Origin of the sequence: Qipengyuania pacifica (genome assembly GCF_019711555.1) — a bacterium.
Taxonomy (GTDB): Bacteria; Pseudomonadota; Alphaproteobacteria; order Sphingomonadales; family Sphingomonadaceae; genus Qipengyuania; species Qipengyuania pacifica.
Genome location: NZ_JAIGNQ010000001.1, coordinates 207,701 through 224,697 on the forward strand (window position 1 = coordinate 207,701; position 16,997 = coordinate 224,697).

Consider the following 16,997-nt stretch of genomic DNA (forward strand, 5'->3'; position numbering starts at 1 on the left):
GCAAGTTTTGCGACAACCCGCCGATTGCCGATAAAGCCAGTCCCTCTGCCGGATCTCACCTCTCGAGAGAGATCGAGATCCGGCGATTTCTTGGATCCGCGGGGTCGTCTGCGATCAGCGGTTCGGTATCGGCGACGCCTTCGATCCGGCGGAACCTGTTGAACGCTATTCCTTCGCGGATCAGCGTCTGCCGCGTGGCTTCGGCCCGTCCGGCGGACAGCGACCAGTTGTTCACCCGGCTCGGGTCGCGATAGCGCAGTGCGTCGGTATGGCCGCGCACGGTTATCTTGCCACCTTCGGGCGAGATTGCCTCGGCCACCACATCCAGCAAAGCGCGCGCATCTGAGGTCAGGACAGTCGTGCCGAGCGAAAACATCGAGAAATTGGCGTCGTCGACCAAATCGATCCTGATCCCGGTTGTGGTATCGATCATGCGTACCTGCCGCATCAGTCTTTTCAGCCGCTCTTCCTCGGCGATCGCTTCCGAAACCCGTTCGCGAATGCGCTTGATCGTCGCAGCGCCTTCTTTCGGGCCGCCCGTCGCATCGCGCGGGACGGTGAGCGTCTTGGTGCCGGTCTGACCCGCAGCATGCGGATAGTTATCCACATCGACCAGCGACGATCCGCCCAGCACGCCATCGGCGCCTGCGCTCTGTTCCTTGGTCTTGACGAGAGTGGGCGTGAAATAATCTGCCAGTCCCTTGCGCTGATCCTCTGTCGTTGCACCCAACAGCCAAAGCAGCAGGAAGAAGGCCATCATCGCGGTAACGAAGTCGGCATAGGCGACTTTCCAGGCGCCGCCGTGATGGCCGGCGGCGACCACGGTTACCTTCTTGACGATAATGGGGACCGGGTCGTTGCGACCCGCCGGGGTGCTGGCCATCTTACCGGCCCCGCAGCGCGTCGAGCAGTTCGGTCAGCCCCGGCCGGACCGTATGGCCCAGGCCCGAACGGGCGCTTTCCACCACCAGCGGCTGCGGATGGCCGTAGAGCGAGGCGATGATCACCTGCTTGACCGCGTGGAAAATCTGTTCGTCCTGCTCCAGCACCTGCTTCAGGCGTCCAGCGAGTGGGCCGACGATGCCATAGGCCAGGAGAACCCCGAGGAACGTACCCACGAGAGCCGATCCGATCATGCCGCCCAGGATTTCCGGTGGCTTGTCGATCGAACCCATGGTTTTCACCACGCCCAGGACGGCGGCAACGATCCCGAGTGCAGGAAGTGCGTCGGCCAGCGACTGCAGCGTGTGCTGGGGTTCGTGAAGCTCGTGGAAATGCGTCTTCATGGCATTGTCCATGACTTCTTCCACCGCATGGGTTTCCAGCGTGCCGGACGATACGACCAGCAGGGTGAGCGTGTCGCAGATCAGTCCGATCAGCGGCTCGTTCTTGAGCAGGTTCGGATAGGCGCTGAAGATCGTCGAATCTTGCGGGTTTTCGACATGGCTTTCCAGCGCCACGGGGCCTTCGTTCTTGAGCAGCTTCATGCACTGCGCGGTCAGCGCGATGGCATCGATATGGTCCTGCTTGGTATGCTGCGGCCCCTTGAAGATGACCTTCATGGACCTGCCGATGGCCTTCAGCCCGTCCATGGAATTGCCGGCGACCAGCGCGCCGATCGCGGCGCCGCCGATGATCAGCATTTCGTGAGGCACGGCTTCCATGACGGGACCCAGCGCACCGCCCGTCAGCGCGAAGCCGCCGAAGACCATGACCAGCAGGATGACTATGCCGATTGCCGCAAACACTTTGAATTCCTGTCAGATAGGGCCGCGATCAGCGCAGCATCGAGAATAGGGATAGGTTGGCGAGGCGAACGAAACTCGCCTGGCTCGCTTCCAGAATGGTCAGGGTTTCCTGGAGCCGCGTCATGGTTACCGCGATATCCGCGCCGCCCACGTCCGCGCGTTCTTCGGCAATACGCTCTGCGTTGTTTTCGCGCCGATCCGACATCAGGTCGATCCAGTTGAGCCGTGAGCCGACGACGGTCTGCGCGGTCGTTACCTTTTCAAGCCCGATGTCCAATTCTTCCAGCGCCGCAGAGCTGGCATCCATGGCCGTCTGCCCGCCGGTCGCGAGAGCCGCGGCCAGATTGCCCAGCACCGCAAACAGATCGGTCGGGCCATTCGCCGTCGTGAACTCGAATATTTCAGGTCCGGCAAGGCCGGGTTCGACCGACTGCCCCTCGCCGATCTCGAGCGGGGTAATGTCGGGCGTACCAACAAACTGGACGCCGGTGCCGTTATCGACATAGGCGTTACCGGCAGTCTGGCCGCCGAAGAGGGCATGGCCGGAAATATTCCGGCTGTTGGCGAGCACGACGAGATTTTCGCGCAGGCTGGCAACTTCGGTGGAGATCGCCGAGCGTTGCTCGTCGTTCAGCGTGCTGGAATTGGCCCGAACGGCCAGTTCGCGGACCCGAACAACTATATCGACGACCGAATCAAGCGTTTGATCCGCAAGCGAGAGGTCTGCTTCGGCGAGCTGCGAGTTGCGCGTATCGACATTGGCGATGCGCTCCGTACGGCTCAGCATGCGCAGCCGCGCTGCAGCCACGGGATCGTCCGACGAGCGTTCGAGCCGCTCCCCCGTACCGATCTGCTGCTGAAGCGTTTCCGCGCGAGCCCGCAAGCCGCCGATCTGACGACTACTACGTTCGTAAAACGCGCCGGTGCTGAGATTGATCATCGGCCGATCCCCAGTAGAGTGTCGAATATGTCGCTCGCCGCCTGCATCGCGCGTCCCGAAGCCTGGAATGCCTGCTGGAAACGGATCAGATTGGCGGCCTCGGTATCGAGGTCCACACCTGATTGCTGCTCGAGCGAGATGCGCGCAGAGGACGCAATTGTATCCAGCGCGCCCTGCGTGACCGTGCGACCAGCCACCTTGCTGGACACATCGAAAAGGAGCCCGTTGAGTTGCTGTGCAGGGTTCAGGCTTGCCAGCGATTGGCGAAGGGCATTGAGATTGGAATCGTCGCGGCTTCCCGCGCCAGCACCGGTCGGTGCGGTCGCGAGGCCCTGACCTTGCGTCATGACGACCGTCAGCGTGCCTGCCGTCGTGCCGGAGAAGATTGGCTGACCTTGCGTACCGTCGAGCGCCACACCAGCCGCCTGGGCATTGTTCACCGTATCCGCGAGGCTGGCCGCGATCGTGTCGAGACGGCCGCGGACCGATGCCAGTTCGGTCAGCGCGAGCGAGGCGCCAGCAAGACTTCCCGACCCCGGACTGACCGGCTGGCCGTTGACAGCGAAGCTGAGCGTTCCATCGGCAGCCACTGCAGACGACAGGGTCTGCGACGTGCCTCCTTGGACAAAGCTTTGGGTCGGATTGGCTCCGAGCGCGACGGCAACTGTCCCGTCGCTTTCGAAGTTCGTGGTAATGGAAGTGAAGCCCGACAGCCGTTCCAGCAACTGATCGCGCTGGTCGAGCAAGGCTGCCCGATCGCTGCTGCCCGCACCCGCGCGCGTCAGGCGCAGGTTCACGCGAGCCAGTTCGCCGCCGATGACGTTGGCTTCGGATACCTGCGCGTCGGCTTCGAACCGCAGGCCCTCGCCCACTGCGTCGAAACTGGACGCCGTGATGTTGAACTTGCTTGCGAGCGTCGTCGCTTCGCCGATGACCGCAGCTCGCCGCGATGGGTCGACCGGATCGCCTGCAAGCTGCTGCAACGCTGCTTCGAATTCTACGATGGAGGAAAAGACGCCCGACTGTTCGAGCGCGCTTTCCATATTGCGCAAACCCTTCAGTTCGGTGTTCGCGCGTTGCAGATCACCGGATGTGCGGCGAACTTCGCCCTGCAAAAAGGAATCCGCATTGCGGCGAATTTCCGCAATGCGCGAACCTGACAGCGAAATGTCGCCAATCCGGCCTGCTCCACCGGATGCAGAGACCTCCTCAATCCGCAAACTGCGGCGAACATAGCCATCGCTCGAAGCATTGGCGATGTTCTGCGCAGTGACGTCGAGTGCGCCGCGCGCTGCACGGGCACCGCTGACGGCGATCGAAAGAAGGTCAGAAGCCATCAGTTTTCACCTTTCGGAAGAAAGCGGGCAAGCTGCTTCTCGATGGCACTGGCAAAGCCAAGCTGGCCGGTCTGCGCGGTCAGCTCGGCAAAGCGCGCATCGCGCATTTCACGGAATGTGCCTTCGCCCTCGCCGCCGAACAGATCGTTGCCCCCGAAATCGGTGCTGCGCGCGCTCGAAAGCATCTGGCGAAGCAGGATTGCCTCGAACTGCTGTGCAGCGTCCCGCAACTCCTTGTTCAGCGGGGCCGCCTCGCGCTCGGAAAGCGGTCTGGCGCCGGCCACATTTATCGGAAAGCTCGTCATATGATCACCAGTTCTGCTGTCAGCGAACCCGCCTGCTTGAGACCTTCCAGGATCGCGACCAGATCGGCGGGGCTCGCACCCAAAGCGTTGAGTGCATCCACGACCTCGGCCAGTGATGCACCCGGGCCGACGCGCGAGACGACGCTCTCTTTCTGGCTCGCCGTGATGGTGCTGCTGGGTTCAAGGGCGGTCTGACCGCGCGAGAACGGTGCGGGCTGGACCACCACAGGATCCTCGTCGATCCGGACCACCAGGCTTCCGTGGCTGATCGCGGCCGGGGCCAACCGTACGGCGCTGGAGATCACGATCGTGCCAGTGCGACTGTTGATTACGACTTTCGCAGCGCGTTCGGCCGGGTCCACATCGAGCATTTCGATCTGCGCCATGATTTCCGCACGAGTATTTGCGCCCGGCGGCAACATCAGAGCCAGCGTCACGCCGTCTTCGACCTGCGCCATGCCGGGGTAAGCGCCGTTGATCGCATCGCGAACGCGCGAGATGGTCAGGAAGTCGGCATTGTAGAGGTTCCAGCGCAGCACTTCGGAAAAGTCGAAGTTGCTGGCCACTGCCTGTTCGACAGTCGCGCCGTCGGCAATGCGGCCGACAGTGGGTACGTTGACGGTCAGCTTCGAGCCGTCCTTGCCGGAAACGCCCAGGCCGCCAACGGCAAGATTGCCCTGTGCCATAGCATATATCTGGCCATCCGCACCATAAAGCGGCGTCATCACCAGCGCACCACCGCGCAGAGACTTGGCCCTACCCATGGTCGAAACGGTGACGTCGATGCGCTGACCAGGTTTTGCAAACGCAGGCAGATCAGCGGTTATGATGACGGCGGCCGCATTTTTGAGAGCTGGATTGACGCCGGGCGGCAATTGCAGCCCGAGACGACCCGACACGCCGCGCATGGCCTGCGTCGCGTAGGCGAAATTGTCATCGCCCGAACCGTCCAGGCCAACAACTATGCCGTAACCGGTCAGTTGGTTGGAGCGCACCGACTGGAATTGCCCAAGGTCGCGCACGCGTTCGGCCATAGCCGGAACCGGGAGCGCGGAAACCAGAGCCGCGAACAGAAGGATAAGGGGGCGGATCATGTTCGACATCCTCAGAAGGGCGAGATCACGCCGAAGAACCGCGACAGCCAGCCTTCGCGGCTAGCGCGCTGCACGGATCCGGCACCCGAATAGGAAATGCGGGCATCTGCCACGCGGATCGATGGAATGCGGTTATCCTGATCGATATCAGCCAGCCGGATGATGCCCGAAAGCTGGACCCACTCTTCGCCCTGGCTGAGTTGCATGACCTTTTCCCCACGTACCAGTGCCGTCCCGTTCGGGCGTACTTCCACGATCGAAACGGTAAGATCGGCCCGGATCGAACTCGCCTGAGAAGCATCGCCTGCCCCTTTGAACGACCCGCCACCCGAAGCATTAAGGTCGCTGCTATCGATTCCGGTCCAGCTGGGGAGCGAAAGTCCGAGGCTGCCGTCGCGCTTGGTCGACCCGCTGGTGGATTTCGACGTCTGCGTCCGTTCGACCAATGCAATGGTGACGATGTCGCCCACCCGCGCCGCGCGATTGCCATAGTACAGAGGCGCATAGCCATGACTGGCTTGATAAATGGCGCCATCCCGGTGGCGATCATGCTCGACCTGCGGCGCTGGCGGCAGTGCGACTGCAAAGCCTTCGGGCCGGGCAGAACCGCCACCGCAACCAGCAAGGGCGAGAGTGAGTGGAACGAGACAGAGTGCGGATTTCATGGTGAAGATACTCAAAGGGTCTGATTGGCGTTGCGGAGCATTTCGTCCACGGCGGACACCATTTTCGAGCTGATCTCGTAGGCACGCTGACATTCGATCATCTCGACGAGTTCCTCGACGATGTTGACATTCGAAGATTCCAGCATGCCCTGTCGGACGTTGCCGCGGCCGTTCTCACCGCCCGGCGCCAGTTCGGCGGCTCCGCTGGCTGCGGTTTCGACCAGGAAGTTGTCGCCGATGGCCTGAAGGCCCGAAGGATTGGTGAAGCGGGCAACCTGGATCTGGCCCAGTTCGGCCGGCTCGGCTTCTCCCGGCAACGTCGCGGAGACGATACCGTCAGGTGAAACTGCGATCGCAGTAGCGCCCTCGGGCACCGTAATGGCTGGCTGGACCGCATACCCCTGCTGGGTCACCAGCTGCCCTTCGGCGGAAAGCGTGAAATTCCCGGCTCGGGTATAGCTGATGCGGCCGCCGGGCATTTCGATCTGGAAATAACCATCGCCATCGAGAGCAAGGTCGAAAGCATTGCCTGTCGTATTAAGGGCACCCTGCGTCATGATCTGGCTGGTGGACTGGACCGCCACGCCGGTACCGAGGTTGAGTCCGGTTGCATAAGCCGTTTCGCCCGACGAACGCTGGCCGGCAACGCGGGCATCCTGATAGGCGAGGGTAGCAAAGTTGGCACGGTCGCGCTTAAAGCCGGTGGTCCCGACGTTGGCGAGGTTGTTCGAAATGACGCGCATGCGCGCATCCTGAGCCTCGAGCCCGGTGCGGGCGACCTGCAGAGCTGAAGTGGGCATGATTGACTATCCTCTTGTCTGGTTAGCCGAGGCGCATGAGCTGCGCGCCGCTTTCGTCGATTTCACGTGCCGTCGCGATGACCTTGCTGCGCATGGCGAAAAGCCGTTGCGCATCGATCATTTCCACCAGCACTTCGGTGGTTTTAACGTTGGATTGTTCGAGCGCCCCGACCTGAACGGTCGCCGCTTCGTCGGTCGGCAGTATTCCGCCGCCTTCGACACGAAAAAGCCCGTCGAGCCCCTTGCTGATCGGCGAGCCTTGCCACGCTGCCAGCTTGATCCGGCCGACTTCGGCCGGCGGCTGATCGGGCGTTGCCGGATCCGCGATGGTTACCGTACCATCCGGTGCAATGCCCGGAATTCCGACCGGCGGAATGGTGATCGGCCCGTTATCGCCAAGCACCGGACGGCCTTCGCCATTGACCAGTAGGCCGGTGGCCGAAATCGACATGTCACCGCGGCGGGTGTAGGCTTCGGTGCCATCCTCAGCCTGCACTGCCATGAGGGCATCGGTCGCCATCGCAATATCGAGATCGCGGCCAGTTTCGATGATTTCGCCAGCGACCATATCCGCACCGCGCACCCGTGCGACCTGCATCGCGCGGGCTTCGAGGGGCTGGCCTTCGATCGTGACGGCGCGCTGATCGAGCAGTTCCGCACGGAAACCGAGCGTATTGGCATTGGCCATGTTGCTCGCGATGACGCGCTGGCTGTCCATCGATGCCCGCATGCCCGAAAGCGCGGTGTGGATAAGGCGGTCCATGGCGATCAGGTCCGCAGGTTGATGACGGTCTGCGAGATCTGGGTGGCAGTATCGATTGCCTTGGCGTTCGCCTGGAAATTGCGCTGGGCGGTAATCAGCCCGACAAGTTCTTCCGCGATATCGACGTTCGAGCGTTCAAGAGCGCCCGACAAGAGCGAGCCATACGCTCCGGTTCCCGGCGACCCGTAGGCAGCCTGACCGGAAAGGCCTGTGCCTTCCCAGTTCGCGTCACCGACCTTTTTCAGTCCAGTGGGAGCGATAAAAGTGGCAAGTGCGACGGCACCGACTGGTTCGACCGAACCGTCAGCATAAGATGCCGACACCACGCCGACATCGTCGATCGTAACCCCGACGAATTCCGAACCGGCGGCGTTCTGTGGGGGGAGATTGGCATCGGCCAGCGTATTGCCAGTGACCTGGCCGTTGGCATCGACCGGGAACAGCTGGAGGCGGTTGCCGCTGTTGCTCACGATGTTGCCGTTTCCATTGAGCGTGAACGATCCGGCTCGCGTGTACAGCGTCGATCCTTCGGTAGCCGAACGGGTCGTGAAGAAGCCGTCGCCCGTGATCGCGAGATCGAGAGCCGAGCCGGTCTGTTCCACCGGACCAAGCGCGAAGTTCTGCGTGATCGATTTCACCGACGCGCCGATACCCTGGATCATGCGCGGATTGGTCAGCGCCGAACCAGCGACGATTTCGGAGAATTCCGTACGGCTACGTTTGAAACCATAGGTTTCCGAGTTCGAAATATTGTGCGCGATGACCCCGAGCGAGGTCTGCGCATTTTTCATGCCGTTGAGCGAAGTATAGAAGGACATGGATTATCTCCTGGATCAGGCGTCGGACGGCGACTGGTTGGACTTGATGAGCAGGTCGAGCTTGTCCGCGATCCGCTCGAGAGAGGCATTGGTTTCAGCGACACCGGCAAGCGAAGAGAACTGCGCCATCTGTGCCAGCATTTCCTTGTTATCGACCGGATCGAACGGATCCTGCTGCTGCATCTGGACTGTCAGCAGCTTGAGGAAATCCCCCTGCCCGAGCGAGTCCATGCCGCGGCCCTGAACCTGGCCGACGGAACTTGTCCCGGGCGTGGTGTTGGTGACGGAATTGATCATTTCATCCTCATCGTTTCCAGCATGAGCTGCTTGGCGGTCGACAGAGCTTCGACCATGTTGCGGTACTGACGGGACGCTTCGAGCATCTCGACCATTTCGGCGTTTTCATCGACCGGAGTTTCCCAGACATCGCCATTCTCGTCGGCCAGCGGGTGACCCGGGTCGTGGCGACGAATAGGTGCGACATCTTCGCGCACCACTCCGCCCACACGGACAGAGGACAGGCCGCTTGCGCGATCGAGTTCCTGTTCGAACACGGTACGCATCGGGCGGTACGCTTCTGCTTCGCTACCTGCGACCGAGCCGGCATTGGCAAGGTTGGAAGCAGCTGTGTTCATGCGCACGAGCTGCGCCGACATGGCACGGTGGCCCACCTCGAAGAAGGATGTCGGTCCGGCCATCGTTATTCGCCTCTGATAGCGCGGGTCACGGTTTCCACCCGACCACGCAGAAAGTTGAGGGTTGCCGAGTAGGCAACGGCGTTTTCAGCAAACGCGGCCTGTTCGGTGGCCATTTCGACCGTGTTACCGTCGAGCGTTGCCATGGTCGGGACGCGATACTGGATCGAGCGACCCGTCGCCTGCTCAGCTTCGGCACCGCCGAGGCGCGCCTGAAGCGCAGAAGCGAAATCGACGTCGCGCGCTTTGTAGCCGGGCGTCGCTGCGTTCGCGATATTCGAGCCGAGCACACCCATGCGCTGCGACCGGATTTCCAGCGCCGCTCCATGAATGCCAAACAGTCCTTCGCTCATACGAGCCTCCGCAAAAGATTACGGACGGTGTTCAGCAAGGGGCGTGCCAAAATCCAAAATTGAGGCAACACAGGGCCATATCGGCAGATTGCGGCAAGCTTTTGCCGGGGAGCGGCAAAGTTCGTCCTCCCCGTAAATCTGCGCGAAATAAGGCCGTTCTTGTCTGCAAGGAGTAGCTACCCCATGCTGGAAACCTGGCTCGACCCGGCCTCTATCGCCATAGTTCTCGTCGGCACGATCATTGCGACCCTGCTTCGGTGCGGGGTGGCAGATAGCCGTGTAGCTATCGGCGCTCTGCGCGGACTGTTCGAAACGCCGTTCAACGCAACTCAGGCCAAGGCAGCGCTCTCCGTCCAGATACGCGAAATTGCCGACGATGGCTTTCTGCGCGCCGAGCCGCAGCATTTCGGAGACAACGAATTCGACAGCCTGTCGGATCTTATAATCAGCCAGCGATCGATCCAGTCGCTGCATGGCGAACATCACAAATTCAAGGAAATACGGGTGGCCACCGCTCAGACTGCAATACGCGTCTTCGACAACGCGGCGGAACTGGCCCCTATTCTTGGACTCGCCGGCACATTGATCGCTTTAGGCCATGCACAGGGATTCGCGTCAGAACAGACCGGTATCGTCGGCGCAATTTCAATGGCCGTAGTGACCACGCTGTATGGGCTGATAGCGGCCAATTTCCTTTTCTCGCCACTGGGCAACGCCATTGCACGCAAATCGCGACGTGAAGAACTGGACCGCGACGAAGTTCTGGAGTGGCTGGAACACGGCATTCGTAAAAGCGGGGTGGCAGTGACTTTCGCCGAGCATGCCAAGGCATTGGCATGATTGCGCGCGCCGCATCCGGTTGGCAAACCGTCATAGCAGACCTCGCGCTAATCCTCTTTCTGATTACCGCGCAGGCCGTTGGCAAGAAACCCGCAACGCAAAGCCAGGCGAAGGAAGAAAGGCAGCCTCCTGCATCCTCGTCTGCATTGGCAGTGCATCGGCCGGAACAGGGCGAGTCCGTTCGAGAATGGCTCATCGCTTCGACCACGGACCAGAGGCAGATGGCGACGATCTCTGTGGGATATACTCAGGAAAAACGGGCCGAAGCCTTGTCCGAGGCGGAACGGCTGCTGGCCGAGGCCGACAGCGCGGGCGTTCCTGCACGTTTGATAGCCACGCCGAACGCGACAGACGATGTCGTGATTACAGTCGATTATCTCCGACAACAATGAAGGAATGGCACGAACCTTGCTCCGCCCAAGGGTGATACGGCCCGATAACCGTGCGGCCCCGTGAACCGGAGTGAGTAACAACCATGCGTAAACCCTTCTTCGCAGCCGCCCTGACCGCGCTTTTGGCGACAAGCGCAGCAGCAGCATCGCCGATGGACCTGACGATCATCGATCGTGCCGTCGCGGACTTTACCGGCGCCGAAGTCGGTCAACCGGGCGGTGCCAAATTGCCAGTGGACCGGCGCCTCAGGCTGGCGAACTGCGACTCCCCCCTTGATATGCAGTGGTTCGGACGCGATCAGCGATCTGTTCAGGTCGTGTGTCCGGGTGCGGGATGGCGTATCTATGTTGCCGTGGATGCGGGCTTTTCCAATGCCAACCGGATGCCGCAGCAATTTGGCGAAGCGATCATCAAACGCGGTGAAAACGTGAGCATTCTGGTCCGCGGAAAGGGCTTTACGCTGACTCGCCAGGGTGCCGCCGTTGAGGACGGTGCAGAAGGCCAGTGGATCAAGGTCCGCGCTTCCGACCAGCGGACGGAAACGCTGCGCGCCCTCGTCCTTCGCCCAGGCCAGGTCGGCATTGATTTGCCGTAATCGGCAAAATTCATTGCCGGGGAGTTAAACCATCGCATCAAGAGCCGTTCTGTTGGGTAACCAGCTTATGGAGCGAAACGATGCGTATTGTCGGATTGCCGGAATTCTCAGGAGCGTTGGTGCGGCCAAGCAAGGCCGTGGAGCCAACCGCGAAGGTCTCCGCCGTGCAGAAAACGGCTGGCTCTTCGCGCGAAGCAGAAGCAGCCGTTGCCACATCGCGCCTCTCCACAAGTGGTGAAGCTCCGATCGATAGCGATCGCGTTTCAGAGATCCGCAAGGCACTCGAAACTGGCACCTACCCACTGATCCCCACCAAGATCGCCGACGCAATCATCGCCGCGGGCATGTACGGAAAGATTGGGAAATGACCGCCAAACAGGAAACGCTCGCAACCCTGCAACAGATGCTCGCACTTTTGCAGGGTGAGCGGCAGGCTCTTGCCGCTCTCGACCTCGATCGCATTGTTACATGCACAAGCGGCAAGATGGACCTGTGCGTAAAATTGGAAGCCGTCGAGAAGGCCAGCCTGGACGAAGAATGCCTCGGCGTACTCGACGCGGTTCGGCGCCTGAACGAGATCAATCGGCGCTTGCGTAACCTCATTGCCAGCAATGTGCAGAACCGTCTGGGCGCGTTGACCGGCAACAATGCTCCCTATGCAGCCTTACCGCGCAAGGGCACGAGCATGGCGCTCGCCTGATAGGGCATTAGCCAGACGCAGGACTTTTTGGCACGCATCTTGCTGAACTTCCGGGGAACCAGTTCCCGGAGGAAGCGTGCCTACCATTAATCCAGTCCAGACCGCCGAAGTGCAGGGCGCTATCGCCCGCGCTGCGACGCGTACGGGGGTCGATTTCGATTACCTCCTGGCGCAGGCGAGGCTTGAATCTGGGCTGGACCCTAGCGCCAAGGCACAGACTTCGAGTGCGACCGGTCTGTACCAGTTCATCGATTCAACCTGGCTGCGGACGCTTGACCGGCACGGTGCCAAACACGGAATGGACTGGGCGGATGCGGCCATCGGGCCGGGCGGACGTGTGACCGATGCGGCAACTCGCAATCATCTCCTCTCGCTTCGCTACGATGCCGACACTTCCTCGCTCATGGCGGCCGAGCTCACGCGCGAAAATGCAGAAGGTTTACGCACCACGCTGGGGCGCGAACCTCAACCGGCCGAACTCTATCTTGCTCACTTTCTGGGCCTTGGCGGCGCGCAACAGTTCCTCGGTGCCCTAGGAAGCAACCCTTCTCAATCGGCGGTTGCTCTGCTGCCACAGGCTGCGCACGCCAATAAATCGATCTTCTTTTCCGGCGGTACGCCCCGCTCGGTAGGAGAGGTCATGGCGGTCATGCAGGAAAAGGTTGCCGGCGCCTATGGCGATACATCCATTCCCCGCAACGGAGAGCCGGCCGGTTACGATTTTGCACGGTTTGCCGCCCAGTCACCGATGCGCCAGCCTGGTGCATCGCGAAGCGGTTTTGCCGTCCCCTCCCTTCCCGACGGCGGGCGGCGAGCATCGATGGCGGATACCCTCCGCGCGACATTCGGTGATGTAAGTTCGGGAGGCGGACGGGCTACCGAGCAGGTAGCAGCCGCATATAGCAAATTCAGGGCATTCGGCCTGTGAGCGCGCGTCAGTTCCTTAATCCCGGCCTGGCTCTGCCCGTCGGGATCCTCACGATCATTCTGCTGATGGTCATGCCGATCCCGGCGATGCTCCTCGACGTGTTCTTCGTCATGAACATCGCGCTCTCGGTTTCGGTCCTCATGGCGGCGATGAACGCGCAAAAGCCGCTCGATTTCTCGTCTTTCCCTTCGGTCCTGCTGTTTGCCACGCTTCTACGGCTGGCACTCAACGTGGCGTCTACCCGTATCGTGCTGCTGAATGGCCACGAAGGTGGCGCAGCAGCGGGCAAGGTAATCGAAGCGTTTGGGGCGTTCCTTATCGGCGGCAACTTCGCCGTCGGCATCTTCGTGTTCCTGATCCTGATGATCATCAACCTGATGGTCGTCACCAAGGGCGCGGGCCGCGTATCGGAAGTTTCGGCACGCTTCACCCTCGATGCGCTACCCGGCAAACAGATGGCGATCGACGCCGATCTGGCTGCAGGTCTGCTCACCGCCGACGAAGCCAAGGCTCGCCGCCGCGAAATCGCCACCGAAGCCGATTTCTACGGGTCAATGGACGGTGCCAGCAAATTCGTGAAGGGCGATGCGGTTGCCGCATTGCTGATCCTGCTGATCAACGTCATCGCCGGTCTCGTGCTGGGTATTTCGACGCATGGGCTCTCGGCTGGTGAAGCGGCCGAGTTCTATGTCACGCTGGCCGTTGGCGACGCTCTGGTAGCTTCGGTGCCCGCGCTCCTGCTTTCCATTGCCGCGGCGGTTATCGTCACGCGCGTTTCAGATGCTCGCGATTTGACCGGACAGATCGGCGGCCAGTTGGCTGACCCAAGAATATGGCTACCGGTTGCCTGCATTCTGCTCGCAATCGGCTGTATTCCGGCCATGCCGCAATCGATCATACTGCCACTTTCTGCTGGCACGTTCGGCTTATGGCATACTCTGCGCAAGCGCCAGCATGCCGCACAGAACATTCCGGAACCGGTCGCCACGCCCGATCCGGGACATATCGGGATCGAGGACGTGACCGACCAGACGCTGGTCACCATCCAGCTGGGTTACGGGCTTATCAGCATGACGGATCAGAAGCGCGGCGCCACACTGGTCGCGCGGCTCACAGGCCTGCGCAAGCAGATGTGCCAGAATTTCGGCTTCATCGTTCCCCAGTTCCGGATCGAGGACAGCTTCGAGGTCGAGCCCGACAGCTATCGCATCACTCTGGGCGGCGCGACCATCGGCGGTGGCAAGATCAAGCCCGGCCACATGCTGGCCATCGACACGGGAGAAGTCATGCATTCGCAGGCCGTTTCGGGTGAATCCACAATCGATCCGAGTTTCGGTTGCCCTGCCCTGTGGATCGACCCTGGTGCGCGGGACCTGGCTGTTGCCGAAGGATACCTCGCGGTCGATCCGGAAAGCGTGATCGCCACGCAGATCCACCAATTGCTTGCCGCACGCGCGCAGGATCTTCTCGGGCCGGACCAGGTACGCGACCTTATCGATCATCTGCGTGCGCGGCATGGACAACTGATCGAGACCATTACGCCGCAGCCACTGTCGCTCGCCGCCGTGACGCGCCTGCTGAAAGCGCTGCTGGCAGACGGCATCTCGCTGCGTCACGGCCTGCGTGTTTTCTCCAGCATCTCGCTCGCCGCCCAGCAAACAGCCGATCATGATCGCTTGATCGATATCGTTCGCGCAGATCTGGGCGCCATGATCGTAGCCGAAATCTGCCCTCCCGACGCAAAGCTGCCGGTGCTCACGCTGGCGGCAGCGCTTGAGGATATGGTGGTAAGCGGACTGCAGGATCCGGCATCGGGCGAAATCGTGATCGAACCGGATCTTGCCCGGTCGATCGGCGAACGGATTGCGGCGATCCTTTCGCAACGCGATCCTGCGGCTACGCGTCCCGCACTGATCGTCCAACCTCGTGCGCGCCGTGCGCTTTCGGCCCTACTACGGCTGCGCGCGCCGCAATGCATCGTTCTATCTATCAACGAACTCCCCGCCGCGCAGCCGATCGAAGTGATCGCCGTGATTGGCGATGAAGCACCGGCCCAACCTGCACAACTTGGCCATGAAATGGAGGCCCTCGCAGCATGAAATACGACCACGCCAATTTCAATGCGCAGCGCGCCTATGCGAGCGAGATAAACGAACGGATCGAGAAATTCCTGCCGATGGTTCACAGACTGGCATGGTTCTACGAAGGCAGCTGCGGCGGGTCGCTGGACGTGGACGACCTGCTGCAGGCCGGGATGATCGCGCTGACCGAATGCGCGCAGCGACACGAACGGCCGAGCGAGGACGGATTTGCGGCCTACGCTAAAATGCGGGTTCGCGGCGCCATGATCGATCTCCTGCGGTCGCAATCCCATCACGTGCGCGGCGCGGCGGCCACCAGGCGCAAAATGGACGGCACCGCCGACGATTTGCGGCGTACGCTTGGCCGCGATCCGAGCGCCGATGAAATGGCTCATGCCATGGGAATTTCACTCGAGGAGTACCACAAGGCCCGAAACCAGATTGCCACTCGCGTAGTCGATCTGGAGAGCAGTTATTCCGATAGCAATCCTGCCTTCACCAGTGAAGAACCCACCGCCGAAGCGGTGCTGTTGGAAGCTGCCGACAAGGCCGCTTTGGCCCACGCGATTGCGGCTCTTCCCGAGCGTCTGCAATTGGTTATTCAATTGCACTTCCTCGAAGAACTCAATCTGACCGAGATCGCAGCAATCCTCGATGTGAGTGTTCCGCGGGTCCATCAACTCAAGGCAAATGCGCTTGAAAAACTGCGCATCGGTTTGACGGCGCGCGAATCCATTTAGAAGCTTTATTTCCGTGCCATAAGTAGACACCGGCTCCAAAGCTTGGGGAACTTAAGTGCATTGACGTATGTTGGCGCACTCAATTTGATCTATTGAAATTTTCAATGATCCCCCAGACAAAGTGGAGCTATGGGCGAATGTCGCCGTGGGAAATTAGTGTTCAGCAATTTGTCGATGATTGCGTTGAAGGCCGTTTGCATGATCCCCATGCTGCGCTTAAAGCTTTCGCTGAATTGCGTTTAATAGCGCCGGCGAAATACGCGGCGCTATTCGATCAACCCGTCACTGAAGAACGTCTGGCAGAACTGTGCAATGCGCGCGCGTTTGTTTGCGCGGCGATGGAACTCGTGGGACCATATTGCGGAATTCTTGTTACCCGTGCGGCCAGTGGCCCATCTTCGGCGCTGGTTTCTTTTTCCGGAGAAATAGAAGAAGGCAACTTCTTCGGAGACGATCCGGCAATCGCGCTCGTCGCAGCTTGTGCGCGCGCACTTCTCCTTCTGGGAGGCGCGTCGATCGAGAATATCCGGCCTGAATGACGAGGCCGGATTAGGTCAGAGTTCGGCTTCGAGAGCGAGCCGGACCGCCGAAATCGAACATGGTACGTCGAGCTTGGCAATCATATTGCGCCGGTGAACTTCGATCGTTCTGGGGCTGACCGACAGGTGCCGTGCGATAGCCTTGTTCGACTGACCTTCGGAAACGGCACGAAGCACTTCCTGTTCACGTTGGCTCAGGGCCTGCAGCCTCTGAGCTGCGGCCTGGCGGCGGCGTCGCATACCTTCGAACTTTGCGTTCCGACGCAGCAGACGCGTGATCGATTGGGTGGGATCTGCCTCCCCGCCATCGTAATCGAAATATCCGCCCGCGCCCTGATCAAGTATTTCGAATACTCTCTCGAGCTCGGGCTTTTCGGAATAGGCCAGAACCGCAGCCAGTGCCTCCTGGACGTTCTTTTCGCTCAGACACGCCTGCAGCTGCCTTTCCTCGTCATAAACGAGAAAGCAGGGTTTACCGGCGCTCACAGAACCAACTTCCGAGACATTGTCCAGCGGAACAGCGCGCGCATATTTGCTCAACAGGCGCGCCAGAGCATTTCGCCTCTGCAGGTTTTGGTCGATGACGTAAAAGGTAAAGTCAGCGATATCCATAACAGCCCCCGATTGGTGTAGGGGTACTTTTGCTGGATTATGGTTCATACC

The 16,997-nt window shown here is 60.8% G+C and carries 23 protein-coding genes; 9 read left to right on the forward strand and 14 right to left on the reverse strand.

The window, feature by feature from the left end; translation table 11 throughout:
* Nucleotides 1-55 precede the first annotated feature (55 nt).
* The 13 genes from K3177_RS01005 to K3177_RS01065 are packed head-to-tail and all read right to left on the reverse strand — an operon-like array spanning nt 56 to nt 9,518.
* Complete coding sequence (locus tag K3177_RS01005) at nt 56-883, reverse strand: flagellar motor protein MotB (RefSeq protein WP_103024059.1); 828 nt, start codon at nt 881-883, stop codon at nt 56-58.
* Between the two features lies 1 nt (nt 884).
* The gene (motA, locus tag K3177_RS01010; RefSeq protein ID WP_103024058.1) at nt 885-1,748 is read right to left on the reverse strand and encodes a flagellar motor stator protein MotA; all 864 of its coding nucleotides are present in this window, start codon (nt 1,746-1,748) and stop codon (nt 885-887) included.
* A gap of 28 nt (nt 1,749-1,776) precedes the next feature.
* Nucleotides 1,777-2,688, reverse strand: a complete 912-nt coding sequence (flgL, locus tag K3177_RS01015) for a flagellar hook-associated protein FlgL (RefSeq protein ID WP_103024057.1) — start codon at nt 2,686-2,688, stop codon at nt 1,777-1,779.
* Nucleotides 2,685-4,025, reverse strand: coding sequence for a flagellar hook-associated protein FlgK (gene flgK / locus K3177_RS01020; RefSeq protein WP_221596440.1), 1,341 nt, complete (start codon nt 4,023-4,025; stop codon nt 2,685-2,687). Before flgK ends, flgL begins: the two co-directional genes overlap by 4 nt.
* Nucleotides 4,025-4,330, reverse strand: coding sequence for a rod-binding protein (locus K3177_RS01025; RefSeq protein ID WP_221596442.1), 306 nt, complete (start codon nt 4,328-4,330; stop codon nt 4,025-4,027). Before K3177_RS01025 ends, flgK begins: the two co-directional genes overlap by 1 nt.
* Nucleotides 4,327-5,424 carry a flagellar basal body P-ring protein FlgI gene (locus tag K3177_RS01030; protein ID WP_103024120.1) on the reverse strand — a complete coding sequence of 366 codons (1,098 nt, stop codon included), beginning with the start codon at nt 5,422-5,424 and terminating at the stop codon, nt 4,327-4,329. Before K3177_RS01030 ends, K3177_RS01025 begins: the two co-directional genes overlap by 4 nt.
* A gap of 11 nt (nt 5,425-5,435) precedes the next feature.
* Nucleotides 5,436-6,089: a flagellar basal body L-ring protein FlgH gene (locus K3177_RS01035; protein WP_221596444.1), complete on the reverse strand. Its 654-nt coding sequence runs from the start codon at nt 6,087-6,089 to the stop codon at nt 5,436-5,438.
* Nucleotides 6,090-6,100: 11 nt separating this feature from the next.
* The gene (flgG, locus tag K3177_RS01040) at nt 6,101-6,889 is read right to left on the reverse strand and encodes a flagellar basal-body rod protein FlgG (RefSeq protein ID WP_103024054.1); all 789 of its coding nucleotides are present in this window, start codon (nt 6,887-6,889) and stop codon (nt 6,101-6,103) included.
* 22 nt (nt 6,890-6,911) lie between these two features.
* The gene (locus K3177_RS01045) at nt 6,912-7,652 is read right to left on the reverse strand and encodes a flagellar basal body rod protein FlgF (protein WP_103024053.1); all 741 of its coding nucleotides are present in this window, start codon (nt 7,650-7,652) and stop codon (nt 6,912-6,914) included.
* A gap of 5 nt (nt 7,653-7,657) precedes the next feature.
* Nucleotides 7,658-8,470, reverse strand: a complete 813-nt coding sequence (locus K3177_RS01050; RefSeq protein ID WP_221596445.1) for a flagellar hook-basal body complex protein — start codon at nt 8,468-8,470, stop codon at nt 7,658-7,660.
* 15 nt (nt 8,471-8,485) lie between these two features.
* Nucleotides 8,486-8,767, reverse strand: coding sequence for a flagellar hook assembly protein FlgD (locus tag K3177_RS01055; protein WP_221596446.1), 282 nt, complete (start codon nt 8,765-8,767; stop codon nt 8,486-8,488).
* Nucleotides 8,764-9,168: a flagellar basal body rod protein FlgC gene (gene flgC / locus K3177_RS01060; RefSeq protein WP_103024050.1), complete on the reverse strand. Its 405-nt coding sequence runs from the start codon at nt 9,166-9,168 to the stop codon at nt 8,764-8,766. The genes K3177_RS01055 and flgC overlap by 4 nt, the downstream gene beginning before the upstream one ends.
* A gap of 2 nt (nt 9,169-9,170) precedes the next feature.
* Nucleotides 9,171-9,518, reverse strand: a complete 348-nt coding sequence (locus tag K3177_RS01065) for a flagellar basal body rod protein FlgB (RefSeq protein WP_103024049.1) — start codon at nt 9,516-9,518, stop codon at nt 9,171-9,173.
* Nucleotides 9,519-9,701: 183 nt separating this feature from the next.
* Here K3177_RS01065 and K3177_RS01070 point away from each other — a divergent pair, with 183 nt between their 5' ends.
* The 9 genes from K3177_RS01070 (at nt 9,702) to K3177_RS01110 (ending at nt 16,334) form a co-directional block, all read left to right on the forward strand.
* Entirely contained in the window at nt 9,702-10,358 is a 657-nt protein-coding gene (locus K3177_RS01070) for a MotA/TolQ/ExbB proton channel family protein (protein ID WP_221596448.1), read from the forward strand.
* Nucleotides 10,355-10,750, forward strand: a complete 396-nt coding sequence (locus tag K3177_RS01075; protein ID WP_221596450.1) for a hypothetical protein — start codon at nt 10,355-10,357, stop codon at nt 10,748-10,750. Before K3177_RS01070 ends, K3177_RS01075 begins: the two co-directional genes overlap by 4 nt.
* An 83-nt stretch (nt 10,751-10,833) precedes the next feature.
* Entirely contained in the window at nt 10,834-11,346 is a 513-nt protein-coding gene (locus K3177_RS01080) for a flagella basal body P-ring formation protein FlgA (protein WP_221596452.1), read from the forward strand.
* A gap of 80 nt (nt 11,347-11,426) precedes the next feature.
* Nucleotides 11,427-11,714, forward strand: a complete 288-nt coding sequence (locus K3177_RS01085) for a flagellar biosynthesis anti-sigma factor FlgM (protein WP_221596455.1) — start codon at nt 11,427-11,429, stop codon at nt 11,712-11,714.
* Nucleotides 11,711-12,046: a hypothetical protein gene (locus K3177_RS01090; protein WP_103024044.1), complete on the forward strand. Its 336-nt coding sequence runs from the start codon at nt 11,711-11,713 to the stop codon at nt 12,044-12,046. Before K3177_RS01085 ends, K3177_RS01090 begins: the two co-directional genes overlap by 4 nt.
* A 76-nt stretch (nt 12,047-12,122) precedes the next feature.
* Nucleotides 12,123-12,974, forward strand: coding sequence for a transglycosylase SLT domain-containing protein (locus K3177_RS01095; RefSeq protein WP_345725332.1), 852 nt, complete (start codon nt 12,123-12,125; stop codon nt 12,972-12,974).
* Nucleotides 12,971-15,073 (forward strand): flagellar biosynthesis protein FlhA, encoded by a 2,103-nt coding sequence (locus tag K3177_RS01100; RefSeq protein WP_221596457.1) that lies wholly within the window; start codon nt 12,971-12,973, stop codon nt 15,071-15,073. Before K3177_RS01095 ends, K3177_RS01100 begins: the two co-directional genes overlap by 4 nt.
* Nucleotides 15,070-15,795 (forward strand): sigma-70 family RNA polymerase sigma factor, encoded by a 726-nt coding sequence (locus tag K3177_RS01105; RefSeq protein ID WP_221596459.1) that lies wholly within the window; start codon nt 15,070-15,072, stop codon nt 15,793-15,795. The genes K3177_RS01100 and K3177_RS01105 overlap by 4 nt, the downstream gene beginning before the upstream one ends.
* 92 nt (nt 15,796-15,887) lie before the next feature.
* On the forward strand, nt 15,888-16,334 hold the full coding sequence (locus K3177_RS01110) for a hypothetical protein (protein WP_221596461.1): 447 nt from the start codon (nt 15,888-15,890) through the stop codon (nt 16,332-16,334).
* A gap of 15 nt (nt 16,335-16,349) precedes the next feature.
* On the opposite strand, the gene K3177_RS01115 is transcribed toward K3177_RS01110, so the two are convergent.
* Complete coding sequence (locus K3177_RS01115) at nt 16,350-16,946, reverse strand: LuxR C-terminal-related transcriptional regulator (RefSeq protein WP_221596462.1); 597 nt, start codon at nt 16,944-16,946, stop codon at nt 16,350-16,352.
* Between the last annotated feature and the right edge of the window lie 51 nt (nt 16,947-16,997).

Bases quoted from the DNA above. Each gene is read 5' to 3' on its own strand.
- K3177_RS01005 (WP_103024059.1), bottom strand. From the start codon at position 883: ATGGCCAGCACCCCGGCGGGTCGCAACGACCCGGTCCCCATTATCGTC.
- flgL (WP_103024057.1), bottom strand. From the start codon at position 2,688: ATGATCAATCTCAGCACCGGCGCGTTTTACGAACGTAGTAGTCGTCAG.
- flgK (WP_221596440.1), bottom strand. From the start codon at position 4,025: ATGGCTTCTGACCTTCTTTCGATCGCCGTCAGCGGTGCCCGTGCAGCG.
- K3177_RS01025 (WP_221596442.1), bottom strand. From the start codon at position 4,330: ATGACGAGCTTTCCGATAAATGTGGCCGGCGCCAGACCGCTTTCCGAG.
- K3177_RS01030 (WP_103024120.1), bottom strand. From the start codon at position 5,424: ATGATCCGCCCCCTTATCCTTCTGTTCGCGGCTCTGGTTTCCGCGCTC.
- K3177_RS01035 (WP_221596444.1), bottom strand. From the start codon at position 6,089: ATGAAATCCGCACTCTGTCTCGTTCCACTCACTCTCGCCCTTGCTGGT.
- flgG (WP_103024054.1), bottom strand. From the start codon at position 6,889: ATGCCCACTTCAGCTCTGCAGGTCGCCCGCACCGGGCTCGAGGCTCAG.
- K3177_RS01045 (WP_103024053.1), bottom strand. From the start codon at position 7,652: ATGGACCGCCTTATCCACACCGCGCTTTCGGGCATGCGGGCATCGATG.
- K3177_RS01050 (WP_221596445.1), bottom strand. From the start codon at position 8,470: ATGTCCTTCTATACTTCGCTCAACGGCATGAAAAATGCGCAGACCTCG.
- K3177_RS01055 (WP_221596446.1), bottom strand. From the start codon at position 8,767: ATGATCAATTCCGTCACCAACACCACGCCCGGGACAAGTTCCGTCGGC.
- flgC (WP_103024050.1), bottom strand. From the start codon at position 9,168: ATGGCCGGACCGACATCCTTCTTCGAGGTGGGCCACCGTGCCATGTCG.
- K3177_RS01065 (WP_103024049.1), bottom strand. From the start codon at position 9,518: ATGAGCGAAGGACTGTTTGGCATTCATGGAGCGGCGCTGGAAATCCGG.
- K3177_RS01070 (WP_221596448.1), top strand. From the start codon at position 9,702: ATGCTGGAAACCTGGCTCGACCCGGCCTCTATCGCCATAGTTCTCGTC.
- K3177_RS01075 (WP_221596450.1), top strand. From the start codon at position 10,355: ATGATTGCGCGCGCCGCATCCGGTTGGCAAACCGTCATAGCAGACCTC.
- K3177_RS01080 (WP_221596452.1), top strand. From the start codon at position 10,834: ATGCGTAAACCCTTCTTCGCAGCCGCCCTGACCGCGCTTTTGGCGACA.
- K3177_RS01085 (WP_221596455.1), top strand. From the start codon at position 11,427: ATGCGTATTGTCGGATTGCCGGAATTCTCAGGAGCGTTGGTGCGGCCA.
- K3177_RS01090 (WP_103024044.1), top strand. From the start codon at position 11,711: ATGACCGCCAAACAGGAAACGCTCGCAACCCTGCAACAGATGCTCGCA.
- K3177_RS01105 (WP_221596459.1), top strand. From the start codon at position 15,070: ATGAAATACGACCACGCCAATTTCAATGCGCAGCGCGCCTATGCGAGC.
- K3177_RS01115 (WP_221596462.1), bottom strand. From the start codon at position 16,946: ATGGATATCGCTGACTTTACCTTTTACGTCATCGACCAAAACCTGCAG.